Source organism: uncultured Aquimarina sp., from assembly GCF_947495315.1.
GTDB lineage: Bacteria > Bacteroidota > Bacteroidia > Flavobacteriales > Flavobacteriaceae > Aquimarina.
This window is the reverse complement of record NZ_CANLYD010000010.1, coordinates 53,722-77,641: the sequence shown is the minus strand read 5'-3', so window position 1 is coordinate 77,641 and position 23,920 is coordinate 53,722. Positions and strand designations below refer to the sequence as shown.

General features: G+C 34.8%; 9 protein-coding genes. All 9 read left to right on the top strand.

The annotated features are described in order from the left end of the window. Positions 1 to 121: 121 nt before the first annotated feature. Entirely contained in the window at positions 122 to 877 is a 756-nt protein-coding gene (locus tag Q0910_RS17280) for a glycoside hydrolase family 16 protein (RefSeq protein WP_299219097.1), read from the top strand. Positions 878 to 1,192: 315 nt separating this feature from the next. Continuing rightward, a complete protein-coding gene (locus Q0910_RS17275; protein ID WP_299219095.1) occupies positions 1,193 to 3,364 on the top strand; it encodes a beta-1,3-glucanase family protein in 2,172 nt (723 codons plus the stop codon). Positions 3,365 to 3,395: 31 nt separating this feature from the next. Continuing rightward, complete coding sequence (locus tag Q0910_RS17270) at positions 3,396 to 7,319, top strand: family 16 glycosylhydrolase (protein ID WP_299219092.1); 3,924 nt, start codon at positions 3,396 to 3,398, stop codon at positions 7,317 to 7,319. A 148-nt stretch (positions 7,320 to 7,467) separates the two neighbouring features. Further along, positions 7,468 to 12,387 (top strand): glycosyl hydrolase, encoded by a 4,920-nt coding sequence (locus Q0910_RS17265; RefSeq protein WP_299219090.1) that lies wholly within the window; start codon positions 7,468 to 7,470, stop codon positions 12,385 to 12,387. A 454-nt stretch (positions 12,388 to 12,841) separates the two neighbouring features. Next, complete coding sequence (locus tag Q0910_RS17260; protein WP_299219088.1) at positions 12,842 to 15,655, top strand: triple tyrosine motif-containing protein; 2,814 nt, start codon at positions 12,842 to 12,844, stop codon at positions 15,653 to 15,655. Positions 15,656 to 16,006: 351 nt separating this feature from the next. Beyond that, positions 16,007 to 19,195 (top strand): glycoside hydrolase family 2 TIM barrel-domain containing protein, encoded by a 3,189-nt coding sequence (locus Q0910_RS17255; RefSeq protein WP_299219087.1) that lies wholly within the window; start codon positions 16,007 to 16,009, stop codon positions 19,193 to 19,195. A 10-nt stretch (positions 19,196 to 19,205) separates the two neighbouring features. Beyond that, positions 19,206 to 20,672, top strand: a complete 1,467-nt coding sequence (locus Q0910_RS17250) for a glycosyl hydrolase family 16 (protein ID WP_299219085.1) — start codon at positions 19,206 to 19,208, stop codon at positions 20,670 to 20,672. Positions 20,673 to 20,683: 11 nt separating this feature from the next. Next, the gene (locus tag Q0910_RS17245) at positions 20,684 to 21,538 is read left to right on the top strand and encodes a glycoside hydrolase family 16 protein (RefSeq protein WP_299219083.1); all 855 of its coding nucleotides are present in this window, start codon (positions 20,684 to 20,686) and stop codon (positions 21,536 to 21,538) included. Between the two features lie 103 nt (positions 21,539 to 21,641). After that, positions 21,642 to 23,909, top strand: a complete 2,268-nt coding sequence (locus Q0910_RS17240; RefSeq protein WP_299219081.1) for a PKD domain-containing protein — start codon at positions 21,642 to 21,644, stop codon at positions 23,907 to 23,909. Positions 23,910 to 23,920 lie beyond the last annotated feature (11 nt).

Genomic DNA, 23,920 nt, shown 5'->3' with positions numbered 1-23,920 from the left:
AATAACATTATGTTTATTGAAATCATATAAATATACTACCAGAAACAAGCTATAACCTTAGATTGTAGTGACTAGATGTGTTGGTTTAAACGAAATATTTACATTTAATTTTAAAATACAAATGATTAAACACCTAACCTATATTATATTTTTAATGATGATTTCATGTGGAAGCGTTGATACTGTTATTTGGGAAGAACAATTTAATGGTGATCAATTGGATACTTCATCATGGAACTATCGACTGGGAGATGGATGTCCTGACTTATGTGGTTGGGGTAATAATGAAAGACAAATTTATACTAAGGAAAATACAAAGTTAGAACAAGGTAATTTAATCATTACAGCAACTAAGAAAGGAGATGTATATAAGTCTAGTAGACTAACAACAAAAGATAAAATTGAGTTTCAATATGGTACAATTGAAGTTCGTGCTAAATTACCTACAGGTCATGGTCTATGGCCGGCAATATGGATGCTTGGAGCAGATATTGATGATATAGGCTGGCCCGATTGTGGGGAAATAGACATTATGGAATATGTAGGGAAAGAGCCTCATACAATCTATACATCTCTGCATACCAGAGAAAGTTTTGGTAATACTATTAATTCTAAAAAAACAATAATTGACACAATAGAGGAAGGTTTTCACGTTTACAAATCAACATGGACCAAAGAAAAAATAGAATTTTATATAGATGATAAACTGGTTTATACATTTTCTCCAGAAATAAAAAATGAAAAAACATGGCCTTTTGACAAGCCTTTTTATATAATTATTAACCTTGCCATTGGTGGTAATTTTGGGGGTCCAGAAGTTGATGACACTATCTTTCCAAAGCAATTTGAGATTGATTATATCAAAATCTGGAAATAAATACCATCACAAGGAATATTTAATTCAGCTCTACCCCTGGTTTCAGCACCGTATATATTCATTATACAACTGAAATCAGATTTAAGATTATGGTATTTTTTAAAATATCAAATACGGAAATGGATAATAGATGTATGTAACCGTGCTTCTACTTATCAGGACTACTTGGGAAAACATATATAAAGTTCAGATTGTTTAGTTGAAACGATTTGGATGTCGGAAAATGATAATGCTGTATGTAGCAAAATACATAGGGCTAAGGATTACTTATATGATTTTTTTAAAACTAACTTAATTACACAAACCATTTTAATAATGAAAACAAACGTATTCTTAAAAACCGAACCAAAAACTAGTAGTATTCTTAAACTCTTTTGCTTACTATTATTTTTTAGTTTTACAGTAAAAGCACAGACCTTACCCTATGAAATATCCAATACTTCAGAATACCCAGATGATGAAGTTTTTATAGCAATAGTAGGTATTACAGATGGTCATGTATGGGTAGATCCCGTAAATGGTCAAGTTAATAATATGGATCCTTCAATTAATACTGTCCAGGGACCCGTTATTGATGGGAATCAAGGACCAGGACTCGACGGAAAATATGCAAATTGTTTTCGTAAGTTAAGTGATATCCCAAATAAAACGATTCAGATTCCTAAAATAGCTGGATGTCGAATAATGATTTCATTTAAGAGTCAGTTGTATTTATACTTTTTTGGACATTCTGGATCTCCTAGTGGATATGCTGCTCCTAATTTAGCAAACCCGACAGATCCTAATCAAGGTATTAAATTTGAATTAATAGAATTAACCTTTAATGATTTTGGCCTTTGGTGTAATACATCTAGAGTGGATGCATATCAATATCCTATGGGATTAGAAGTTTGGGGAGATGATTTTTATAAAAAAGTAGGAGAACTAAAGAAGCATAATGAGATATTAGACCAATGGCAAAGTACAGCTCCGAGTGAGTTTCAAAGTTTGTTAAATACATCAGAAGGTTCAATTCATTTTCCGACAAAAGTAGAATCGTTTCCAAAAGATTTTATGGATGGTTATATTAATGAAATCTGGTCTAAATATTCGAGCCAGGAATTAGCATTTACATCAGATGCTGGTATCTGGAGAGGAAGTGTGCAAGGAACTAATTTTGTTTTTAGAAGAGATAGCGATGGTCAGATAGGAACTATTTTTGGCAAGCCAACGACATTAGAGGCTATGGAAGGTAGTGGTGTTATGGCATCAGGAGATCGATGGGATTTAGTAGTGCAGTCGCAAATGGTAGCAGCAATTACAAGACATGCTGTTGACTTAAATATGCCTTCTGGAACTTTGCAAGATTTTGGAGATACTTCTAAATATTATCAAACCTGGCCTTATAATTGGTATTCTAAATTTTTCCATCAAACAGATATTAGTTTCGAAAGTCAAACATATACGTTTGCTTACGATGATGTTTATAATCAATCGGCGACAATCCACACACCAAACCCAAGAAACATAAAAATTACCTTAGGTGGAATAGATGGAAATTCAAGCCCTGATGATTTTCCAGTAACGTTGTATCTTGATTGCTCTTATTCGGGCACTGTAGCGGGTCTTTCTGAAGGTAGTTATACGATGACTCAACTTGCTGCCTTAGGAATACCTAATGATAAAGTATCTTCTTTACGTGTTAAATCGGGATACAAAGCAACATTATACTGGGATGATAATTTTACGGGAGCTAGCTTAGTCAAAACGTCAGATGATAATTGCTTAACAAATGATGGTAATTGGAATGATAAAATGACCTCTATAATTGTTTCTAAAACAGATGATACTGGATTTAGTCAGCTAATTGAAGCGGAAAACTTTTCTGTTATGAATGGAGTTCAGGTAGAACCTTGTATAGAAGGAGGTGAAAATGTTGGGTATATTGATAATGGAGATTGGATGGCGTATGCTAATATCAATTTTCCTACTTCTGGGAATTATCTTATAGAGTATCGAGTTACTAGTTTAGTAAACGGAGCTAAATTATCTACTGATTTAAATGCAGGAACCATTGCGCTAGGGGAAGTAAACATACCAAATACTGGTGGATGGCAAAATTGGACTACGGTTTCTCATTTAGTCAACGTAAATGCCGGGACATATCCTTTTGGTATTTATGCAGTATCAGGTGGTTGGAACATTAACTGGATTAAAATAACAGATCAAAATACACAAAGACTTAATGAAATTGATGATGTTAAATTAGATGGTTTAAAAATAATAGCATACCCAAATCCAGCAACTGACCAATTAAATATTTACGGAGTTATCAGTGAATTAAATCTACTTATCGTTGATGTTTCTGGCACAATAATCAAAAAAATACAAGTGCCTAAGAGTAGCGATGTTTTAAAAGTTGATGTAAGTTCATTACAAACTGGGACCTATTTTATTAAGGTATATGAAAACAATACTTGGAAAATTTCAAGGTTTATTAAAAAGTAAAATTATCTAACACAAACTAACAATTTTAATTATGAAAAAGGGCTTATTTTTTAAAGCTATTACAATTTGCATTATTCTTATTTTTTCAAATGAAATAGGGTACTCGCAATGTTCAGAACTTATATTCAATGATGAGTTTTCTGGTAATTCAGTAGATCTAACTAAATGGAGTTTTGATAATGGAGATGGATGCCCTACACTCTGTGGGTGGGGTAATGCAGAGGAACAATGGTATCAACCAGAGAACACAACCGTACAAAACGGAAATTTGATAATTACCACTAAAAATGAATCAGCAGGTGGTAAGCAATTTACTTCTTCAAAGTTAATTACTTCGGGTAAGTTTAATTCTAAGTATGGGCGTTACGAGGCAAGTATTAAGCTGCCTTCGGCAGGAGGAATTTGGCCGGCCTTTTGGATGTTGCCAGAGAATGGAAGTTGGCCTTTTACTGGTGAAATTGATATCATGGAATCTCAACATAAAAACCCAGAAAGTGTTGGAGGTACTGTTCATTATTCTAACGGAGGCTGGCAATATAATGGAAGAGAATTCAACGCGGGATTAGATCTTTCGGCAGGATTTCACGAATATGCGGTAGAGTGGGAACCATCAGAAATACGTTGGTATGTAGATGACCAATTATATCATACAGTTACACCAGCGAATACAGTAGATCCTTGGCCATTTAGCGAAGGAGATTGGTATCTTATTCTTAATGTAGCGGTAGGAGGTCCGAGTACTCCTTATACTGGAAATATTCCGCCTACACCGGCAGATTATCCTACACAAATGGAGGTTGATTATGTTAGAGTGTATAGTGGTACTTTTAATACACAACTTATTGGTGATAATAGCGTATATGAAGGTGAAACCGGTAAGTCTTATACAATTACACCAACAGAAGGAGCTTCTTATAGTTGGGCAATACCTAGCGGTGCTAGTATTACTTCTGGTCAAGGAACAAATACTATTTTAGTTGATTGGGGTACCGTAGAAGGAGATGTGAAAGTTGTGGTAAATGTTCCAGAATGTGGTATCAATGAATTTAAGATGAGTGTTTCTGTTAATCCGGTTAAAACTTTAGAATATGTTTTTGAGGATTTCGAAGGAAATAGAAACTTAACATATACTTCCACTACAGATGGAGCATTAAGTGAATCCGTTGCAAATCCGGGAGGAAGTAGTGGTAACAATTCCTCAATCGTAGGAAAGTATGTCAGAGCTACTGGTGCGCAATATGATGGTTTGTACATGACTACTACTAATATCGGTAATGCTTTGGAATACACTTCTGGAGAAAAGTCCATTTGGTTAGATGTATATAGTGATGCGCCAATAGGAACAGAGTTTATTTTACAGATTGAGAATAGTTCACTTTCGTCTGGAGATTGGCCATCAGGTCGTCATAGTAGATACAGTGCTAAAACGATTTCTCAAAATCAATGGGAAACTCTAGAATTTGAATTATTGGATAGACCAGATGCCAGTGTTGGAGCTTTAGATGTAGATCAATTCGTTTTATTAATTGATCCAGATAGCTATACAGGATATACTGTATATATTGATAATATGAGGAAAATGGATGCACCTGATCCTACTTTATTAGAAGAAATTATTATAGCTGATTATGATGGAATAAATCAATTAGAATTGTTTTTTGAAAATGGAGAGTACACTCCAAATGTTACCAACTCAACTCCAAATGATGTTAATAATAGTGCTAACGTAGCTAGATACGAAAGAGGAGCTTTTGAATTATATGATGTTGTAAGTTTTAATACAGGTGCTATAGAAGATTCAAGTCCTTTTATAGATGGAGACAATATCTTTTTTATGGATGTTTATACATCTGCGCCGATAGGAACTGAAATTTCTTTGAGTTTAGAAAACAGTGAAGGATCGGATAGTGATTTTCCTGCAGGAAGAAATAGCCAGTATACTAGTGTGATCAAAGAACAGAATCAATGGCATACTATAGCATTTAGTTATACTACATCACCAGATGCAGGAACATCTAACTTATCAGTGAATGAGGTTTCAATTCTTTTTGATCCTAATTCTAATATATCCGAAACATATTATTTTGATAACTTAAGATACGGGATTACTAAATATCCACCGTCTTATGAATTCTTTGAAATGATTCATAATTACAATGGGGTAAATAATCTTTCATTAAATAATACTACGACTGGTAATTATATAGAAAATGTTGGGAATCCTGAGGCAAATGAAGTGAACAACTCATCCCAGGCCGCAAGTTATGTCAGGGATAATACCGAACTATATGATGTTTTGTTTTTTGACACCAATTTTATTAATGACGCCAGTGCTTATGTTTCTGAAGATAAAAGATTCGCAATGGATGTGTATACAAGCGCACCAGTTGGAACTGTTATTAGTTGGCAATTAGAAGCAAGTTCACTGTCTACACCCAATAATTATCCATCCGGTCGACATAGTGTATATCAAGCAACAGTAAAAGAACAAAATAGTTGGCATACATTAGAGTTTGTTCTTACCGGAACCCCAGACTTAATAGTTAGTGATGTTCAAATAGATACTATTGTATTTTTATTTGACCCTAACAGCAATAGCGGTGATACATTTTATATAGATAACCTAAGATCTTTAACAAAAGAAGAGGTTACACAAACTCCAGTTTTATCTTCAATAATTGTTTCTCCCAATAATGTCGAAATTAATCAGGAGGAAACAGTACAGTTTAGTGCACAAGGTTTTGATCAGAATGGAGAGCCATTTAATACTAATTTTAGTTGGACAACTACAGGAGGTTCTATAGATGCTAATGGTTTGTTTATAGGTTCAGATATTGGAGTCTATAATATTACCGCATCAAGTGGATCAGTTTCTGGCGTAGCATCTATAACGGTAAATGAAAATACTAATTCATTTGAAACTATTCCCGGAACAATACAAGCTGAGGATTATAAAGAAGGAGGAGAAGGAGTAGGGTATCACGATCTTACTTCCGGAAATACTGGAGGTGCTTATCGACAAGATAATGTAGATATAGAGAATACGGGAGATATTCTTGGAGGATCATACAATGTAGGTTGGATTGGAGCCAGTGAGTGGTTGGCATATGATATAAATGCTACTAATTCTAACAATAATTATGATATCGACTTCCGTGTAGCCTCCCCTAATGGCAATGGTAAATTTCATTTAGAGCTGAATGGAACTGCCATTACGGAAGTGATATCTGTACCTAATACAGGAGCTTGGCAGGAGTATGAAACGGTTTCAGTGACTGGAATTTCAATAAGTAGTGGAAATCACGAATTACGCATTGTTTTTGATTCGAATGGTTTGAATCTCAATTTTATAGAGTTCAGAGCTTCAGAAGATACAACTGTTAATAATTGTAATGGATTAGCAGCAAATAGTCAGTATAGCTATGAAGTATCATCAGATACTACAAACCCTACAATAACTTTTATTCCAGAAATTACAGGAATGGGAGATAACGTTTGTATTCTTTATTATAGTACTTCTGCTACCGGACCATATCCTGGATATCTGGTTACTCCAAATGTTCCATTTCAGATTAATGCGAATTTCGGAGATCAGATATATTTCTATTATACCTACAGTTTACCAACTGGAGGAGAAAATAACACAGCAGCATCCAAACATGATTTTACAGTAGGATCGTGTGGTAATCGTTCATTAATAGAAATAGAAAAGAATCCCGTAAATGTTTTGGCTTTTCCTAATCCTATGAATGATATAATTACATTATCAGGTTTAAATAAAGTACACCAGATTAATATATATAACATAGCTGGTGAATTGTTGCAAACTAGCACTGTAAACAAGACACAAACTCACCAGAGTTTGGATGTCAGTTCTTTGTCTAAGGGTTTTTATATAGTAAAAACGTATAGTCAGAATAGAGAATCTTCAATTCATAAAATACTTAAGAACTAATGTTTTGCTAAGGAGCGATTCTCGTATGAACGCTCCTTGTTTTCTTAGGTTTTGAAATACTAAATCTATAAACCTATAGGATTTAATTTCTAGTTTTTTAGTGCAAATATTAGGGATATTTAACACAAACTCAAATACTATTTATAGCATGAAAAAGAATGTATTTATATTAATTTTAATGGGGCTCTATATCATTTTTTTAACACCAGATTTGGAGGCTCAGATTGTACCCGTAGGAAACGGTAGTTATACTACAGTGTTTCCTGGAGTAGATGCAGCCGGAAGAAATAGTTTTCCTTCTGGAACTCCTTGGATTTCTGGAGTAGCAGCATCAAAACCTGTTCCTACAAATGATTGGTGGTCTGATATGATTAAAACAGATCACGGAGCAAAAGCATTTAATTATCCACTTTCTTTTAGGTCCTTATCTACTGGACTTAATATTAATTATACAATTCCTTTAACTTCTGGGCCAAAGGATTACCGAGAACCTATGAGTGGTGTCGAATCTATTGTAGTTGGTACCGAAGATTTAGGAGTAACTAGTTCCAGTGCTTCAGATCATTCAGATTGGAGTGTAACGATGAATTGGGGGAACCAGTTTTATAGCACCGTTACTATAGGTTCTCCTTTTGTATATTTTGAAAAAAGTAATATGGCAGGCCCTGCAAAAGTAGCTGCGAATTTTAACGGAAATGGAGTGACTCCTGATGGAAATAAATTGATTATTCAAAATAATATGAATAATTCAAATTATGTGGTTTTTGCACCTGCAGGATCCAATTGGGTTGGGAATAATGGTGTATATACTTCTACATTAAACGGAAAAAATTACTGGTCAATGGTACTTTTACCCTTTGGAGTTGATATAAATATAGCTATTGCAGCATATGAGCAATACGCTTTTGTATTCCCAGATAAAACAACTGTTGATTGGGATTACAATGAGAGTACCGGTAAAGTAAGAACAATATTTACTGTAACTCCAGACATAAAAGAAGGAAGTAATACGAAAGTATTACAAGGGTTATTGCCTCATCAATGGGATCGTCTTGCATCTGATTCTTCACAACCAACTGGAAACGCATACCCATCGGTGAGAGGCACCATAAAAACCTTAGCCTCTAATAGTTTTATAGTAGAAAATACCTTTAGCGGTATCTTACCCACCTTACCTGATCTCGGCAAGTATACAGATGGTTTTGATCCTGGTGCTTTAGCTCAGAAAGTTGATCAAATAAAGAATGATGGATTACCACTATGGACAGATTCATATAATCAGGGTCAGGATATGAATCGTCTGATACAAGCTGCGAGAATAGCTGATCAGATTGGTAATATTGAAGCAAGAGATCTTTTGGTTACAACAGTAAAAAATAGGCTAGAAGATTGGTTATCTGCAGAAAGTGATGAAGTCGCTTTTCTTTTCTATTATAATTCAGATTGGAGTGCTTTACTGGGGTATCCTGCCGGACATCGACAAGATGTAAATCTTAACGATCATCATTTTCATTGGGGATATTTCATTCACGCAGCCGCTGCTATTGAGCAATTTAATCCAGGTTGGGCTGCACAATGGGGAGACATGATAAATCTACTAGTAAGGGATGCTGCTAATCCATCAAGAACAGATAGTATGTTTCCGTTTCTTAGAAATTTTAGCCCGTATGCAGGACATAGTTGGGCCAATGGTTTTTCTTCAGAACCACTTGGTAATGATCAGGAATCTACTTCAGAATCTATGCAGTTTAATTCTGCATTGATTCATTGGGGAACAATAACTAATAATAAAGAATTGAGGGATCTAGGTATTTACCTATACACTACAGAATTATCAACGATTCAGGAATATTGGTTTGACGTAGAAGAACGTAGTTTTCAACCAGAATATGCCTACGAAATGGTAGCTAGAGTTTGGGCAAGTGGATATGACAATGGTACCTGGTGGACAGAGGATGTTGCCGCTTCATACGGTATACAGCTGTATCCAATTCACGGAGGTTCACTTTATCTTGGTCATCGAACTGATTATGTAGATAGAGTATGGCAGGAAATGACACAAAATACGGAGGTATTAAGCAACACTCCTAATGTGAATTTATGGTACGACACCTATTGGAAATTTCTTTCATTTACGGATCCAGAACAAGCTCTATCATTATACAGAGCTTATCCAGATCGTGGAATTAAAGTAGGCATTTCTGATGCACAAACATATCACTGGTTACATACAATGGCTTCTCTAGGACAGGTTGCAGAGGAAATAACGGCAGATTACCCAATAGCTTCGGTGTTTAATGACAACGGAACACTCACGTATGTCGCACATAACTATGGTAATACTCCTATTAACGTAAGTTTCTCTGATGGATATAATTTAACAGTACCGGCAAATAGAATGGCAACTAGCAGAGACGTTGATATTACTGTAACATTATCTTCTGACGTTTCAATAGTTCCGACAGGAGGTAATGCAAACTTAACGGCAGAGGTAACCGGAAATGGTATTACTAATGTAGAATTTTATATTGGAGAAACATTAATAGGTACCGATACATCAGCTCCTTACGAGATAAATACAGGTACTCTTTCTGTTGGTTTCCCAAAAGTATTTGCCAAGGCTTATGTTGGCAATAATTTTGCTATTTCTAATGTGTTATCAATACAGGTAGGAGCTCAAATTCCTTATGGCGGAACACCTGTTAATCTTCCAGGAACTATTGAAGCGGGTCTTTTTGATGTTTTTGAAGGTGGAAATGGACAAGGTATTACCTATTCGGATAATGATGCTTTTAATCAAGGTAATTTTCGACCTACTGAAGGAGTGGATGCTAACAGTACCAATAATGAAGGATTTACAGTAGGTTGGATCAGTTCTGGAGAATGGATGGAATATACTGTCAATGCCGAAAACGCAGGACGTTATCGAGTTACGATGCGATATGCTTCAGGAGATACGAATGGAGGAGGTCCCTTTTGGTTTGAACGAAATGGTGTAAAGATTAGCAATGATATTTCAGTACCGTTTACAGGATCTAATTGGGATGTGTGGCAAAACGTGGTGACCGAAGATGTGAATTTGATAGCTGGTGAACAGGTAATTCGAGTAGGTATTGGTAATGGCGGATTCAATTTGGGAAAGATGATTTTTGAATATATAGGACCGCCCACAGATGAAGTACTAACAAGCATCGTGGTTACTCCGCTAAACAGCACATTAAATGTTGGAGATACCCAAGAATATATCGCTCAGGGTTTTGATCAATTCGGAAACCCTTTTACGATTACCCCAACCTGGTCAGCAACGGGAGGAATTATAGATATAAATGGTTTGTATACTGCAACTACGGAAGGAAGTTTTACAATTCGGGCTACCAGTGGTTCCATAACAGGAACAGCATCGATCATAGTTTCAGATAGTAGTTCAGTATTGTCAAGTATCGTAATATCTCCTTCTAATTTGACTCTTTCCGTAAATGAAACACAACAATTTACCGCTCAAGGTTTTGATCAAAATGGAAACCAAATATCTACGAATGTAAGTTGGTCAGCCACAGGAGGAGTAATTAACGAACAAGGTATTTATGCTGCTACAGTTCCCGGAAGTTATGCCGTCAATGCATCTGAAGGTAATGTTTCAGCTTCAGTAATCGTTACGGTTACTGATGTTATAGGAGGAATATGCACTGGGGGCTCTATAAATGGAGACTATACCTATAGTGCTTCGGGAGATACAAATAATCCCACAATTACTTTTGAACCCGGATTATCAGGTATAGGTAGTTCAGTTGTTATTTTATATTACGGCACCAATCCGGGTGGGGGATACCCTGGATATATGGTCACTCCTGGAGTGCCATTTCAGATAAATGCTAATCAGGGGGAAACCGTATACTTTTATTATACGTACAGTGTACCAGAAGGAGGAGAAAGTAATACTGCTGATGAGATGCATAATTTTACAGTAGGTGATTGCGGACCTCCTCCTTTACCTGTGCTTAGTTCTATTAAAGTGTCTCCAGAAAATTCATCTATTACTAGAGGAAGTACCTTGCAATTTATAGCAAATGGATTGGATCAATTTGGGAATTCTTTTCCGATATCGCCAACTTGGTCTGCTAATGGTGGTATGATAAACACTAGTGGTCTATATACTGCGTCTCAAACCGGGAGTTTTGAAGTAATAGCCTCATTTGATGGTATTTCTGGATCAACAACGATTACGATCAATGAACCGCCAGTGTTAACGAGTTTACAAATCTCTCCAGAGACATCATCCGTATTTGTTAATGATACAATTGCATTTACGTATGTTGCCTTAGATCAATATGGCAACTTGTATCCGTCGACACCTACCTGGTCATCTACTGGTGGAATCATAGATTCAAACGGACTTTACAGCGCAACTACGATTGGTACTTTTTCTATAAACCTTACAGAAGGTTCTGTGACCGCCACAGCAAATGTTACTGTTAATGAAACTCCACGTTCTTGTATCCTGACAGCTTCTAACGGCGATTTTACAACTGAAGTATCTGGAGATCCATCCAATCCAACGTTAACATTTCTACCATCACAATCTGGAATAGGAGATACCGTTTTAATACTGTATTATGGTATGGATCCTAATGGAGGCTATCCAGGGTATTTCGCACAACCAGAAGTTCCTTTCCAAATTCAAGCTGATGAAGGTCAGAAGATATATTTTTATTATACGTATAGTTTGCCAACCGGAGGAGAGAATAATACAGCGAACGCAAAGAATGATTTTGTAGTAGGTTCTTGTAATGGTAATAGATCACAGGGATTAAATGATTCTATTTCAGATTCAGAAGTGTTCGTGTTTCCAAACCCAGTATCAGATTTAGCGCAAATTGTATTACCTGTAAAACATCAATATTTTAGATATAGAATAGTAGATATTTCGGGCAAAGTAATTGTTGACCAGTCAATAGATGAAAAGGAACAAAAAATAGAACTGAATCTAAGGCAAAAAGAAACAGGATTGTATTTCTTAAAGCTATATGGCAATTCTTCTATACAAAGTTTCAAATTATTAAAAAAGTAGAAGATATTCATTAAACTTCCATACACTATACCACTATAATATAGATCAAAGAATATAAATGAGAACGGCTGCAATATTAATTGTAGCTGTTTTCTTTTTAAAGATGTATTTTGCTGTCAATTTAACAAGCTTGCCATAGCTTTCGGCGATTCTAATTCCTGAATTAAAAATCACCATCACCAAAAGTAGCACCTGGTTGATTTTTCCCTCTTTTACCTTTTTGATCAAGAGAGATTATCGTTGCCATAACGTTAGCAGCAAGTATATTTATTTTTTAAAATTATACTGTATAGTGCTATAGGATTAATCACACCAATTGGAAAATATCAACTACAGCACCAAGTTTGTTATTGGAATACACATTTTTAATTTTGTGTTTGTACTGAGATTTATATAAATCTTGCTTTGAATTGGTTATTCGTATTATTACCTTAACACATATTTCTTTTTGTAATTGGGATTTAATAAAGCAATATCATTTTTATTTATAGTTATTTTCTGTACTCACTTAAAAGCGCAGGGGGTACCTCCTATTGAAAATTATCTACCCAAAGATTATCAGGCAGAAAATCAGAACTGGGCTATTTCTCAGTCTTCAGAGAAATTAATTTATATAGCAAATAATAAAGGGTTGTTGGAATTTAATGGTTCAATGTGGAAGTTGTATTCATCACCTAATGAGTCTATTATAAGATCCGTAAAGGTTATAGGAGATAGGATTTACACTGGATGTTATATGCAGTTTGGTTATTGGCAGAAAGATATTTTAGGAATCTTGCATTATACTTCTTTATCAGAAAAAATGGATATAGAACTAATTGATGATGAGGAGTTTTGGAATATAATTGATATCGATGATGGGATAGTTTTTCAATCTTTGAATCGAATATATATTTATAATATTAAGAATGGATCGGTTAATACTATAGATTCTGATAATAAAATTACTAAAATATTTGAAGTTGACGGGAGTATTTATTTTCAGGTTATTAATAAAGGGCTATTCAGAATTCAGTATGGTCAAGATATTCAGGTTTCCGAAGAAGAGGTTTTTAAAAATAATGAAGTAGTTAATATTTTTGGCACAGATGAAAACTTTTTAGTCCTAACAAGAGATAACGGCTTTTATAGTTTTAAAAATAACAATTTAACCAAATGGAATATAAGTGCAGAAAGTTTACTGTCTGAAATTAGTACCTATAATGCAATTCGACTGAAAGATAATAGTTTTGTTTTAGGGACAATTTCTCATGGGTTAATTTATCTAAATAGCGAAGGCGGTTTATTGTATCAAGTTGATCAAAACAAAGGATTGTTAAACAACACTGTTTTATCCCTTTTCGAAGATGTTGATAATAATATATGGTTAGGCCTTGATAACGGAATTAGTTATATCAACTTGAATTCACCTTTTAGGATATACAGTGATAATCTAGGTATTCTTGGTAGTGTTTATGCTTCTGCTATTTATAGCGATAATTTATATCTGGGTACAAATCAAGGACTCTTCTACAAGAAAAAGCAAAGTAATGATGACTTTAAATTCATAAAAGGTACTCAAGGACAGGTCTGGTGTTTACAAAACATTGATCAGACACTGTTTTGCGGACACAATGAAGGGACATTTATTGTTGACAATGATCAAGCAAAAAAAATATCCAATATTCCCGGAACCTGGAAGATTAATGAGTTAAAAGACAAGCCAAATCTTTTGTTACAGGGGAATTATGATGGTCTATATGTTTTTAAAAAAGTAAATAACAATTGGCAATTAAGAAATAAGATCAGAGGCTTTAATAATTCATCTCGTTATTTTGAGGTAGTTGGAGATGAAATTTTTATAAATCATGAGTATAATGGTGTTTTTAAGATAAAGGTGGATACTAGTTTCTTTGAAACAAAAAATGTTGTTATAGATACATCAATAAGAGGGTCTAATTCGGGACTTGTAAAATATGAAGATGATGTCCTATTTGCTTTTAAGGAAGGAATTCTAAAATATGACAAGTCCAAAGAAAAATTTATCAAGGATAGTCTTTTGAGTAATATATATACAGAGAAAGAATACGTTTCAGGAAAAATAATTTTAGATGAAAGTGATAATGATTTATGGGTTTTTACAAAATCTAATATAAGTTTTGTGTCTCAAGAGATGCTTACAAATACGTCCAAGGTTAACAAAATACCCTTAACAAAGGAAGAACGAAAAAGTGTTACCGGATATGAAAGTGTGATGCGTTTTAATGATAAAAACACATATTTGTTTGGCACAAGCTCAGGATATATAACTGTAGATATTGGTAATCTCGATACTAAGGATTTTAAAGTTCAGATAGATAATATTACGAATGGAAGTCATAAAATAAATAGAGCGGAAATAAAATTTATAAATAAGAACTTACAAGGAGATTTCAGGAGTATAGAGAATAATTTAAAAATATCTTTTTATGCTCCAGAATTTAATAAGTTCTCAAAACCAAAATATCAATTTCAATTATTAGGAATTTATGACGATTGGAGTGAATGGTCTGAGGATCCAACAGCATTTTTCGAAAACCTCCCATTCGGGGACTATACTTTTAATGTTAGATCCAGAATAGGAAATAAAGTTTCTAGTAATACCGCCAGCTATTCTTTTAATATTAAAAAACCTTGGTATATAACAAATTTAATGCTAGCGATTTATTTGTTAGCGACTATTTTATTTTCCATTTTCATGCATATCATGTATAAAAGGTATTATAAGAAAAAACAAAAGGAACTAATCGAAAAAAATAAAAGAGAACTTGAGTTGACTAAAGTTCAAAATGAAAAAGAGATCATTAGAATTAAGAATGAACAACTAAAGCAAGAATTTAAAGATAAGAGTAAAGAATTGGCAGCTTCAACGATAGATGTTGCAAAAAAGAATGAGTTGTTAACTCAAATTAAGAGCTACCTTATCAAGATTTCGGATCAAAATTCAGTAAAGCCAGTTGTAAATATTATCGATAAAAATCTAAATCATAATGATAATTGGGAGTTCTTCAAAGAAGCGTTTAATAATGTGGATCGAAAATTTTTGAAGAAACTTAAAAAACGCCATCCAGATTTAACACCTAACGATCTAAAGCTCTGCGCGTATTTAAGGCTAAACTTATCGTCAAAAGAAATAGCACCGCTATTCAATATATCTGCAAGAAGTGTGGAAATAAAACGTTATCGACTTCGTAAAAAATTAAATCTACAACACGAAGAAAACCTGGTAAACTATATTCTAGAACTATAATTACCTATACAAAAGTTTTAGCACCTCAACATCACCTATACAAAACTCTGACATAATCTTTTTTAACGGTTGTTTTAATCTTCTATTATAAAACCTTAGGGCAAAGGGCTTTATGATAATAATACTTTAAAAAAATAACTATTTTATTGCCATGTATGTTTTTTGTTGAGGTGTTTTTTAAGGATTTCGCAATTTTTTAAAATAAGTTTACTAAGTCAATATACGGGAAACACAATACAATCAAATACTTAATTTAACATTTATAAATCATGCTAAGCAGTATTTGGGGCGAATACAGGAATAAAAGTTTCTACACATTTTTTACAGTCATTTTTAAAAACAACAAGTATAATGAGAAATAACTTTCTACAATTAATAATTTTTTTCTTGTTTACGATAACTGGTAGTGCACAGACTAATCAGGTATCAATAGTAAATAATGATGAAGGGATGAAACTAGTTGTCAATGGAAAAGATTTCGTGATCAATGGGGTAAATTGGGATTATATCCCGATTGGCTCTACTATAACTGATCCCGGAATTTGGGCAAAGTCTGATGATATCATTAAAGCAGCAATAGATGGTGAAATGTCCTTATTAAAGAATATGGGGGTTAATGCCATTCGTACTTACAATCTTAAACCTAAATGGATTAAATATATCTACGAAAATTATGGTATTTACACAATGCTCAACATTACTTTTGGAGCTTATGGACTTACCATTAACGGTGCTTGGGTTCCACAAACGGATTATGCCGATCCGGATACAAGAGAAGTCTTAATGAAAGAAGCCAGAGACATGGCGAATACTTATAAAGGGACTCCTGGATTACTAATTTATATGTTAGGTAATGAGAATAACTATCATCTGTTTTGGTCTGGTGCCGAAACAGAAGATATACCTGTTGAAGATAAGGATGATACTAATAGATTGGCAGCTCGATTTTTGTATCGAGCGTTTAACGATGCTACTAAAGAGGTTAAAAAGATAGACTCTAATATTCCGGTAGCAATTTGTAATGGCGATTTAGGTTTTTTAGATATTGTAAAAGAGGAATGTACAGAAATAGATATTTATGGAACTAATATGTATCGTGGAATTTCTTTTGGAGATGCATTTCAAAAAGTTAGAGATGAATTAAATCTACCTGTTTTATTTTCGGAGTTTGGTGCAGATGCTTTCAATGCAAGAGACAACAAAGAAGATCAATACTCCCAGGCTTATTATAATTTAGGAAATTGGAAAGAAATTTATGAAAATGCCGCAGGATTGGGAAAAGCCAATAATTCTATTGGAGGTTTCACCTTTCAGTTTAGTGATGGTTGGTGGAAATATAAACAAACTGAAAACTTAGAGGTTCATGATAATGCAGCTTCTTGGGCTAATGGTGGTTATAACAGAGATCAGGCAAAAGAAGGCGATAATAATATGAATGAAGAGTGGTTTGGTATTTGTGCTAAAGGACCAACAAATGAAAGAGGACTTTATGAATTATATCCACGTGCTGCATACTACGCTTTAAAAGAAGCGCATCGATTGAATCCATATGAAAATGGAATGACCCTTGACTTTATAGATAATTATTTTAACAACATTCAAGTAATGGATGGGATGTTAAGAGCAAGAGGAGATAAAGCCGCATTACAATCGGAGAGTACAGGAAAAATACGGATAAGTCAGTTAAGAGCCGAATTCACTACGTTTAATACTGGAGGTGAATTAATCACAACCCCAAACAATGAAGATCCAAATGTAAATGTATTTCCAAATCAGTTAGGTTTTGATCATATGCAGTCATACTATATAGGTGTAGAGGGAAGGCCTTCACCAAGTATGCGAGCCAATGTTAATTTTAACATCCTAGGTAATGTAGCTGAGAATCCTATTAATGAATTATTTTATGAAAGTGTAGGTAGACCAGTGGTAGTTCAGGGTATAGAAGAAGGAAATGACCTAGACGTGGAAATAGCTGATTTTAATAGGCTACGTGTGTATAACGCAGAATACGAATGGAACACTAAAATTGTCGACATAAAAGGATTCTACAGGACCGGACATTACCATTGGGGCTATGAAGGTGATTTTTTTGGTTTATATCCGGAGGCTAATTATGGACCAAACTTAGATATCTATAATGGTGAGATTTTAGGGATGGAACTTAACGGTAAAGGGAGTTTAAATGGTTTGAAAGCTGCTTTTGGACCGCAAGTATGGTGGGGTGCTAATCCTACTGCGTTGCTAAAGTATAGTACCAAAATAAAAAAATTCGATATCACGGGTATTTACCATAGAGATTTTGATACTAATATAGAATTAGATGAAAGTGGAAGTCGTGTCTTAGATGTAAATCAGGTAAGAAGTGGTGTAATTCCACCTTGGCCTACAGAAAGAGCTACTCTAGTGGTAGATAGAGACTTTGGCGCATTTGGGGTTACACTAGGAGGAATATGGGCAGGTAGTCCACTAAACGATATAGCATATCAAGATATAAGAGGTGAGTCAGGAAATTACGTTGTATATGAGGATAAGGTAAATTCTGACGATAATTGGGGAGCAAAGGCAAAGGTTACTTTTTCTAAAGGAAAGTTTAATTGGTATGCCCAAGGTGCTACTACTGGATTGGTAGCGAATGGAGGAGCTGATCAAACACAATCATTTGCCGGATGGAAGCTGAGAGACAATGGAAGTGGAAACCAAAATAGTTTTCTAACAGGTTTTACATATACTGTAGGAGATTGGCAAATAGCCCCTAACTTTTTATGGCAAGAACCATTAGTAGATGCCATGCCGAATGATGCTGGTGGAACTGCAAGATTAAGAAACATACTTGTAGATCCTTTTGTAGTAAGAGCAAACAGAAAAACAACGGCTGCCGAATTATTACTTACCTATGATCCAACCCCAGGATCATGGTTTTATCAATGGGATAACGATAGATCAGAAGATGCTAAACTTGCATTTAATTTAGGGTTTGTGTATTGGAATCTTCCAACAACAATGGATGCGCATATTGGTTTTTTAGCAGATCGGACCATATTTGCGTTTCCTAATTCTGTACCTGCTACAGATTTATGGGAAGTTAACTCACGTATTGTATCTAAAATAAGCCCTGATTTAGGCTTAATAGCCAAATTATTTGCAGGTAATGGACAAGCAAATGGTAGCGATTCTAGAGAAATTGATAGAATTGGAGGAGATATTCGTGTTATCTACAACAAGTGGAAGTTCCAACATACCTTTCAAATAAACGATTGGGGACCATATGATTATCACCGAGATTTCAATCTAACATATCCAGTACAATTAATGTTAGATATATCGACATCTATTGGTAAACCAGATTGGTTTGTTCTACCCACTACTAGAATCGGGATTCGGGGCACTTGGCGTTCATTAAATGAGTTTTCTCCTCGTTACTCGCCACTAGCGTTATCGCCAAATACATTTCCGCCAGAACCCATATTAAGCCCTGTAGGATTTGATGATGGTAGCGAATGGGAAATAAGAACATATGTACACATTAATATAGGAAAATAATACAATGCAAATGAAGAATATAAAACATATCAATTTAAAAACCATATGCTCTTTAATATTGGTTATGATAGTTCTATCTGGCTGTGATAGAGATCTTTCAGACGAAGCAGTTTTTGCAACTTTTCCAAATACTGCCGACATTTTTACAGATAGTCCAATAGGTCTTACAGACAGGTTTTTTATATCGTTTGACCCTGCCCTTGGGGCTAACACAGAAGCTTTTGGTACAGATGATGATGTTGCCTATGAGGGAAACTCTTCAATAAGAATTGACGTACCATCTTCCAATGATCCAAACGGAAGTTTTGTAGGAGGTATCTTTTTAGATAGAGGAGAAGGAAGAGATCTAACAGGATATACAGCCTTATCCTTTTGGGCTAGGGGCTCCATCACTGCAACGATTGGTCTAGTAGGTTTTGGGACCGATTTCGAAGAGAATAAATTTTTAGTTGAACGATCAAACATTCAGCTATCTACAGATTGGCGAAAATACATCGTGCCAATTCCAGATCCTTCAAAATTAATTCAAGAGAGTGGTATGTTTGTTTTCTCTGCAGGTGGCTTGGATATAATCGATTCAGTGCCTAACGGAAATGAGATTGGCTATACCTTTTGGATAGACGAATTAAGATTTGAGAACTTAGGTACAATAGCACAGTTAAGACCAGCGATATTTTCTGGAGAAGATCTGATAGAGCAAGGTTTTGTAGGCTCAACTAGACTAGTTACTGATTTAGGAGCAACTTTTAATGCTCCAACTGGAGAAGATATTACCGTCGGACCTGCGCCAAGTTATTTTGATTTTTCGTCTTCTAATACTAATGTAGCATTTGTTAATGAACTTGGATTAATTCAAATTGTTGGAGAAGGTACTACAACCATTACAGGACAACTTAATGGTGTTTTAGCAGAAGGATCTTTGAGTTTAGAAGTACTCGGTAGTTTTGTTGGTGCAGAAACGCCTCCAGAAAGAGATTCCTCAGATGTTATATCAATATTTAGCGATGCTTATACGAATGTTAATAATTTGAATTTCGCTGCATTTAATGATCAAAATGTACAGATCGAAACACAAAATTTAAATGGTGACCAGATTGTTACATATGATAATTTAAGTTTTGTAGGACTTGGTTGGGATGGAACTGAAGATGTATCGGGTATGACGCACCTGCATGTAGATGTACAATTGAGTAGTTCTGCAAATCCAGCATTTACCGTTCAGCTGATTGATTTTGGTCCAAATAACACTGATGATGGCACTCAAGGAGGAGATGATACAGGAGGAGGGTTTACTATACCTAGTTCAGAACTAATAGAAGGTGCTTGGGTTGGTATAGACATACCAATAAATGCATTTACAGAAGCCACAGCAGGTGGATTTGCTGGTTCTCCTAATTTAAATAACATAGCAAGAGTCGCACTTGTGTCAAATGGCAGCTCTTTTGTAATTGATAATGTATACTTCTATAGAGAATAAAAAATTGAAAAATGAATAATAATTTAAATAGGATAATCGGATCTCTTTTTATTTCATGCCTTTTTATGATGGGTTGTGGAACTGATGATACTCAAACAGTGGCCACATTCAATAATTTAGTGGCAGAAGATAATTTTGATGTGGATGGCGAAATTGATACCTCTTTTTGGAATTTTGATATCGGTGATGGCTCAGAACAAGGTATTCCCGGATGGGGAAATAATGAGTTACAATTCTATACAGATAGATCTGAAAACGTTACTGTAGAGAATGGTTTTTTATTGATCACCGCCCAAGAAGAGGATTTTAATGGAGCACAATACACCTCTGCAAGATTACAGACCAAAGGAAAAATTCAACAACGCTACGGTCGTTTTGAGGCACGTATACGCTTGCCTTTTGGTCAGGGAATGTGGCCGGCCTTTTGGTTGTTAGGTGATGATAGCGATGGTAGTGTCTCGCCACAGATAGGTGAGATAGATATTATGGAGAATACCGGTGATGCGCCAACAGAAATATTTGGCACTGTCCATGGACCTGGATACTCAGGTGAAAATTCCATATCAAAAAAGTACACCTTAGTAAATAGTAGGGTGGATACTGGCTTTCATATATATGGAATAGAATGGGGACCAGACTACATAAACTATTATGTAGATAACGTGTTATATTACCAGGTCACTCCTGAAGATGTGGATGAAGAAACAGATGGAGAGGGTGAATGGGTGTTTAACGATAGGCAGTTCTACATTATTTTAAACCTTGCCGTTGGTGGTAACTTACCTGGATCACCAAATGAAGAAACGGTCTTTCCACAAACCATGGTTGTAGACTATGTAAGAGTATATACTAATGGAATAAACTAATTTAATTATTAAAAAATTGTGAAACGAGCCATTGCAAGAATTTTGACGTTCATCAAGATTATTTGGCAAGTTCCATGTAACCTCTAAAACAACAAGATAACTCATGAAACAATTGATTAAAAAAACTAATATAATTTGGCTTCTAATTATAGCTGTTGCCTTTTTTTTTGGTTGCGAAGATGATGATACCAACTTACCAAAGGTAATTGCAACTTTTGCACAAACCATAAACGAAGATACAGGTATAGTATCTTTTATCAACCTTTCTGAAAATGCCGATAGTTATACCTGGGATTTTGGGGACGGTACAACTTCTACCGAAATTAATCCAACTAAAACATATCCAACAGGTAGCTATACCGTCGTGTTAACTGCAAAAAATGTAGCTGGAGCAGAAGGTACTTTTCAAGATGAAATATTTATAAACATTCCTGTGCCTATAACATTTCCTATCAATTTTGATGCAGATAATGTTAACTATCAAGCTGAGGTTTTTGGAGGTGCATCTTTTCAAGTTGTAGAAAATCCTGACCTTTCAGGAGCAAATACAAGTGCATCTAATGTCGGTGCTATTACTAATAGTGGAGCAACATTTGAAGGTATTGTCTTTGATTTAGGTGAGCCGTTAAATTTATCCGAACAAAAATCTATAAAAGTTGTTTTTTGGTCAGACACTCCAATTGATGTACTATTAAAACTTGAAGAAGGAAGTACGTTTGTAGAGACAACCGCAAGTCATGGAGGAACAGGTTGGGAGGAAATTTACTTTACATTTGATTCTTCAGACGCATTTTCAAAACTCACCATTTTTGTTGATGGACCAGGTACGACTGCAGGAACATTTTATATAGATGATATTTCTCAAATTGATACTGAAGATATTCCTTGTACGGATACGTTATTAGAAATCCCAATAGATTTTGATTGTAATGGAATTGATTATGCTACTAAGATTGTTGGTAATGTATCGTTTACTGTTGTAGATAACCCAGAATTATCAGGTATAAATAGCGAACCAACTATGGTTGGACAAATCACGAATGTAGGTGCTAACTTCGAAAATGCTTTCTTTAACCTGGATACAGCTATTGATTTTTCCGCAGATAAGGGGGTTAAAATGAAAATATTCTCTAATCAAGCATTACCCGTTTTATTAAAATTTGAAGATGGCACAGAAGCACCTGTTGAGAATGCACAAAACCATGGAGGTTCTGGTTGGGAAGAATTAACATTTGTACTTAACTCATCAGCTTCTTACAATGATATGGTAATTTTTGTAGATGGCCCAGGTACCGCAGCGGGTATATTTTATCTGGATGATATTGAGCAGGTTTCAGTAATGGTTGCAGATCCTTGTACTCCAGAAACTAGTCAATCACTAGATGCATCAGATTTTAATTTAACATTCCAAACAGATCCAACTGCTAGTATAGGCTCATTTGATGCAGGTTTGTCTTGGATTGATAATCCAGATTTTGATAATGACGTAAATAAATCATGTAAAGTTGGCCAAATAGATCGGTCTGGTGCTGCATTATTTGCGAATAATCAAATAGATTTTGATACAAAATTTGATTTTAATGCGAATTCAGGGTTTAAATTAAAAGTATGGTCTCCTAACGCAGGAACAAATGTTTTAGTAAAACTCGAAGATAAGACCAACAATGCGATTAATGTAGAAGTAGGAGCCGTTACAAGTGTAGCCAGTGGTTGGGAAGAATTGACTTTTAACTTTGCAAGCGGAGAAAGTGGAAAGTATGATAAGATCATATTGTTTTTTGAGTTGAATACGAATACCACAGAGACTTATTTTATAGATGATTTCAGGTTATACACTTCTGGAGGTACAGGTGGTGGTGGATGTGATACTACCTTTGTTGCAGCTACATCATTACCATTAGATTTTGAAGGTTGCGAAACATTTCTTTCTGATGTTAATTTTGGAGCGGGGCTTACTTCAGAAGTCGTAGCAAATCCTTTTCAAACAGGTATTAATACTTCTGCTTTTGTTTTAAAAGTAGATAAACCAACTGGTTCAGAATTTTTCGCAGGAGTTCAAAATACCTTCGATAATTTCGATTTGACTACAACAATGACTTTTAAAGTTAAAGTCTATTCTACTAAAGCAAATGTGGTAATGCGTTTTGAACTAGCTGTTCTACCTAATGATGGAAGTATTGGTAATCCAGCTCCAGTATTTGTAACAATAGCGAATGCAGATGAATGGACAGAAGTCGAATTTACTTTTATCAATTTACCAGCATCACCAACAACATACAATCATTTAGTTATAAAACCAGATAATGATCAGGTCGATAGCGCAATAACATCGGGTGGGACATATTATTTTGATGATATAAGACTTGAGTAGTTTAAACCTGA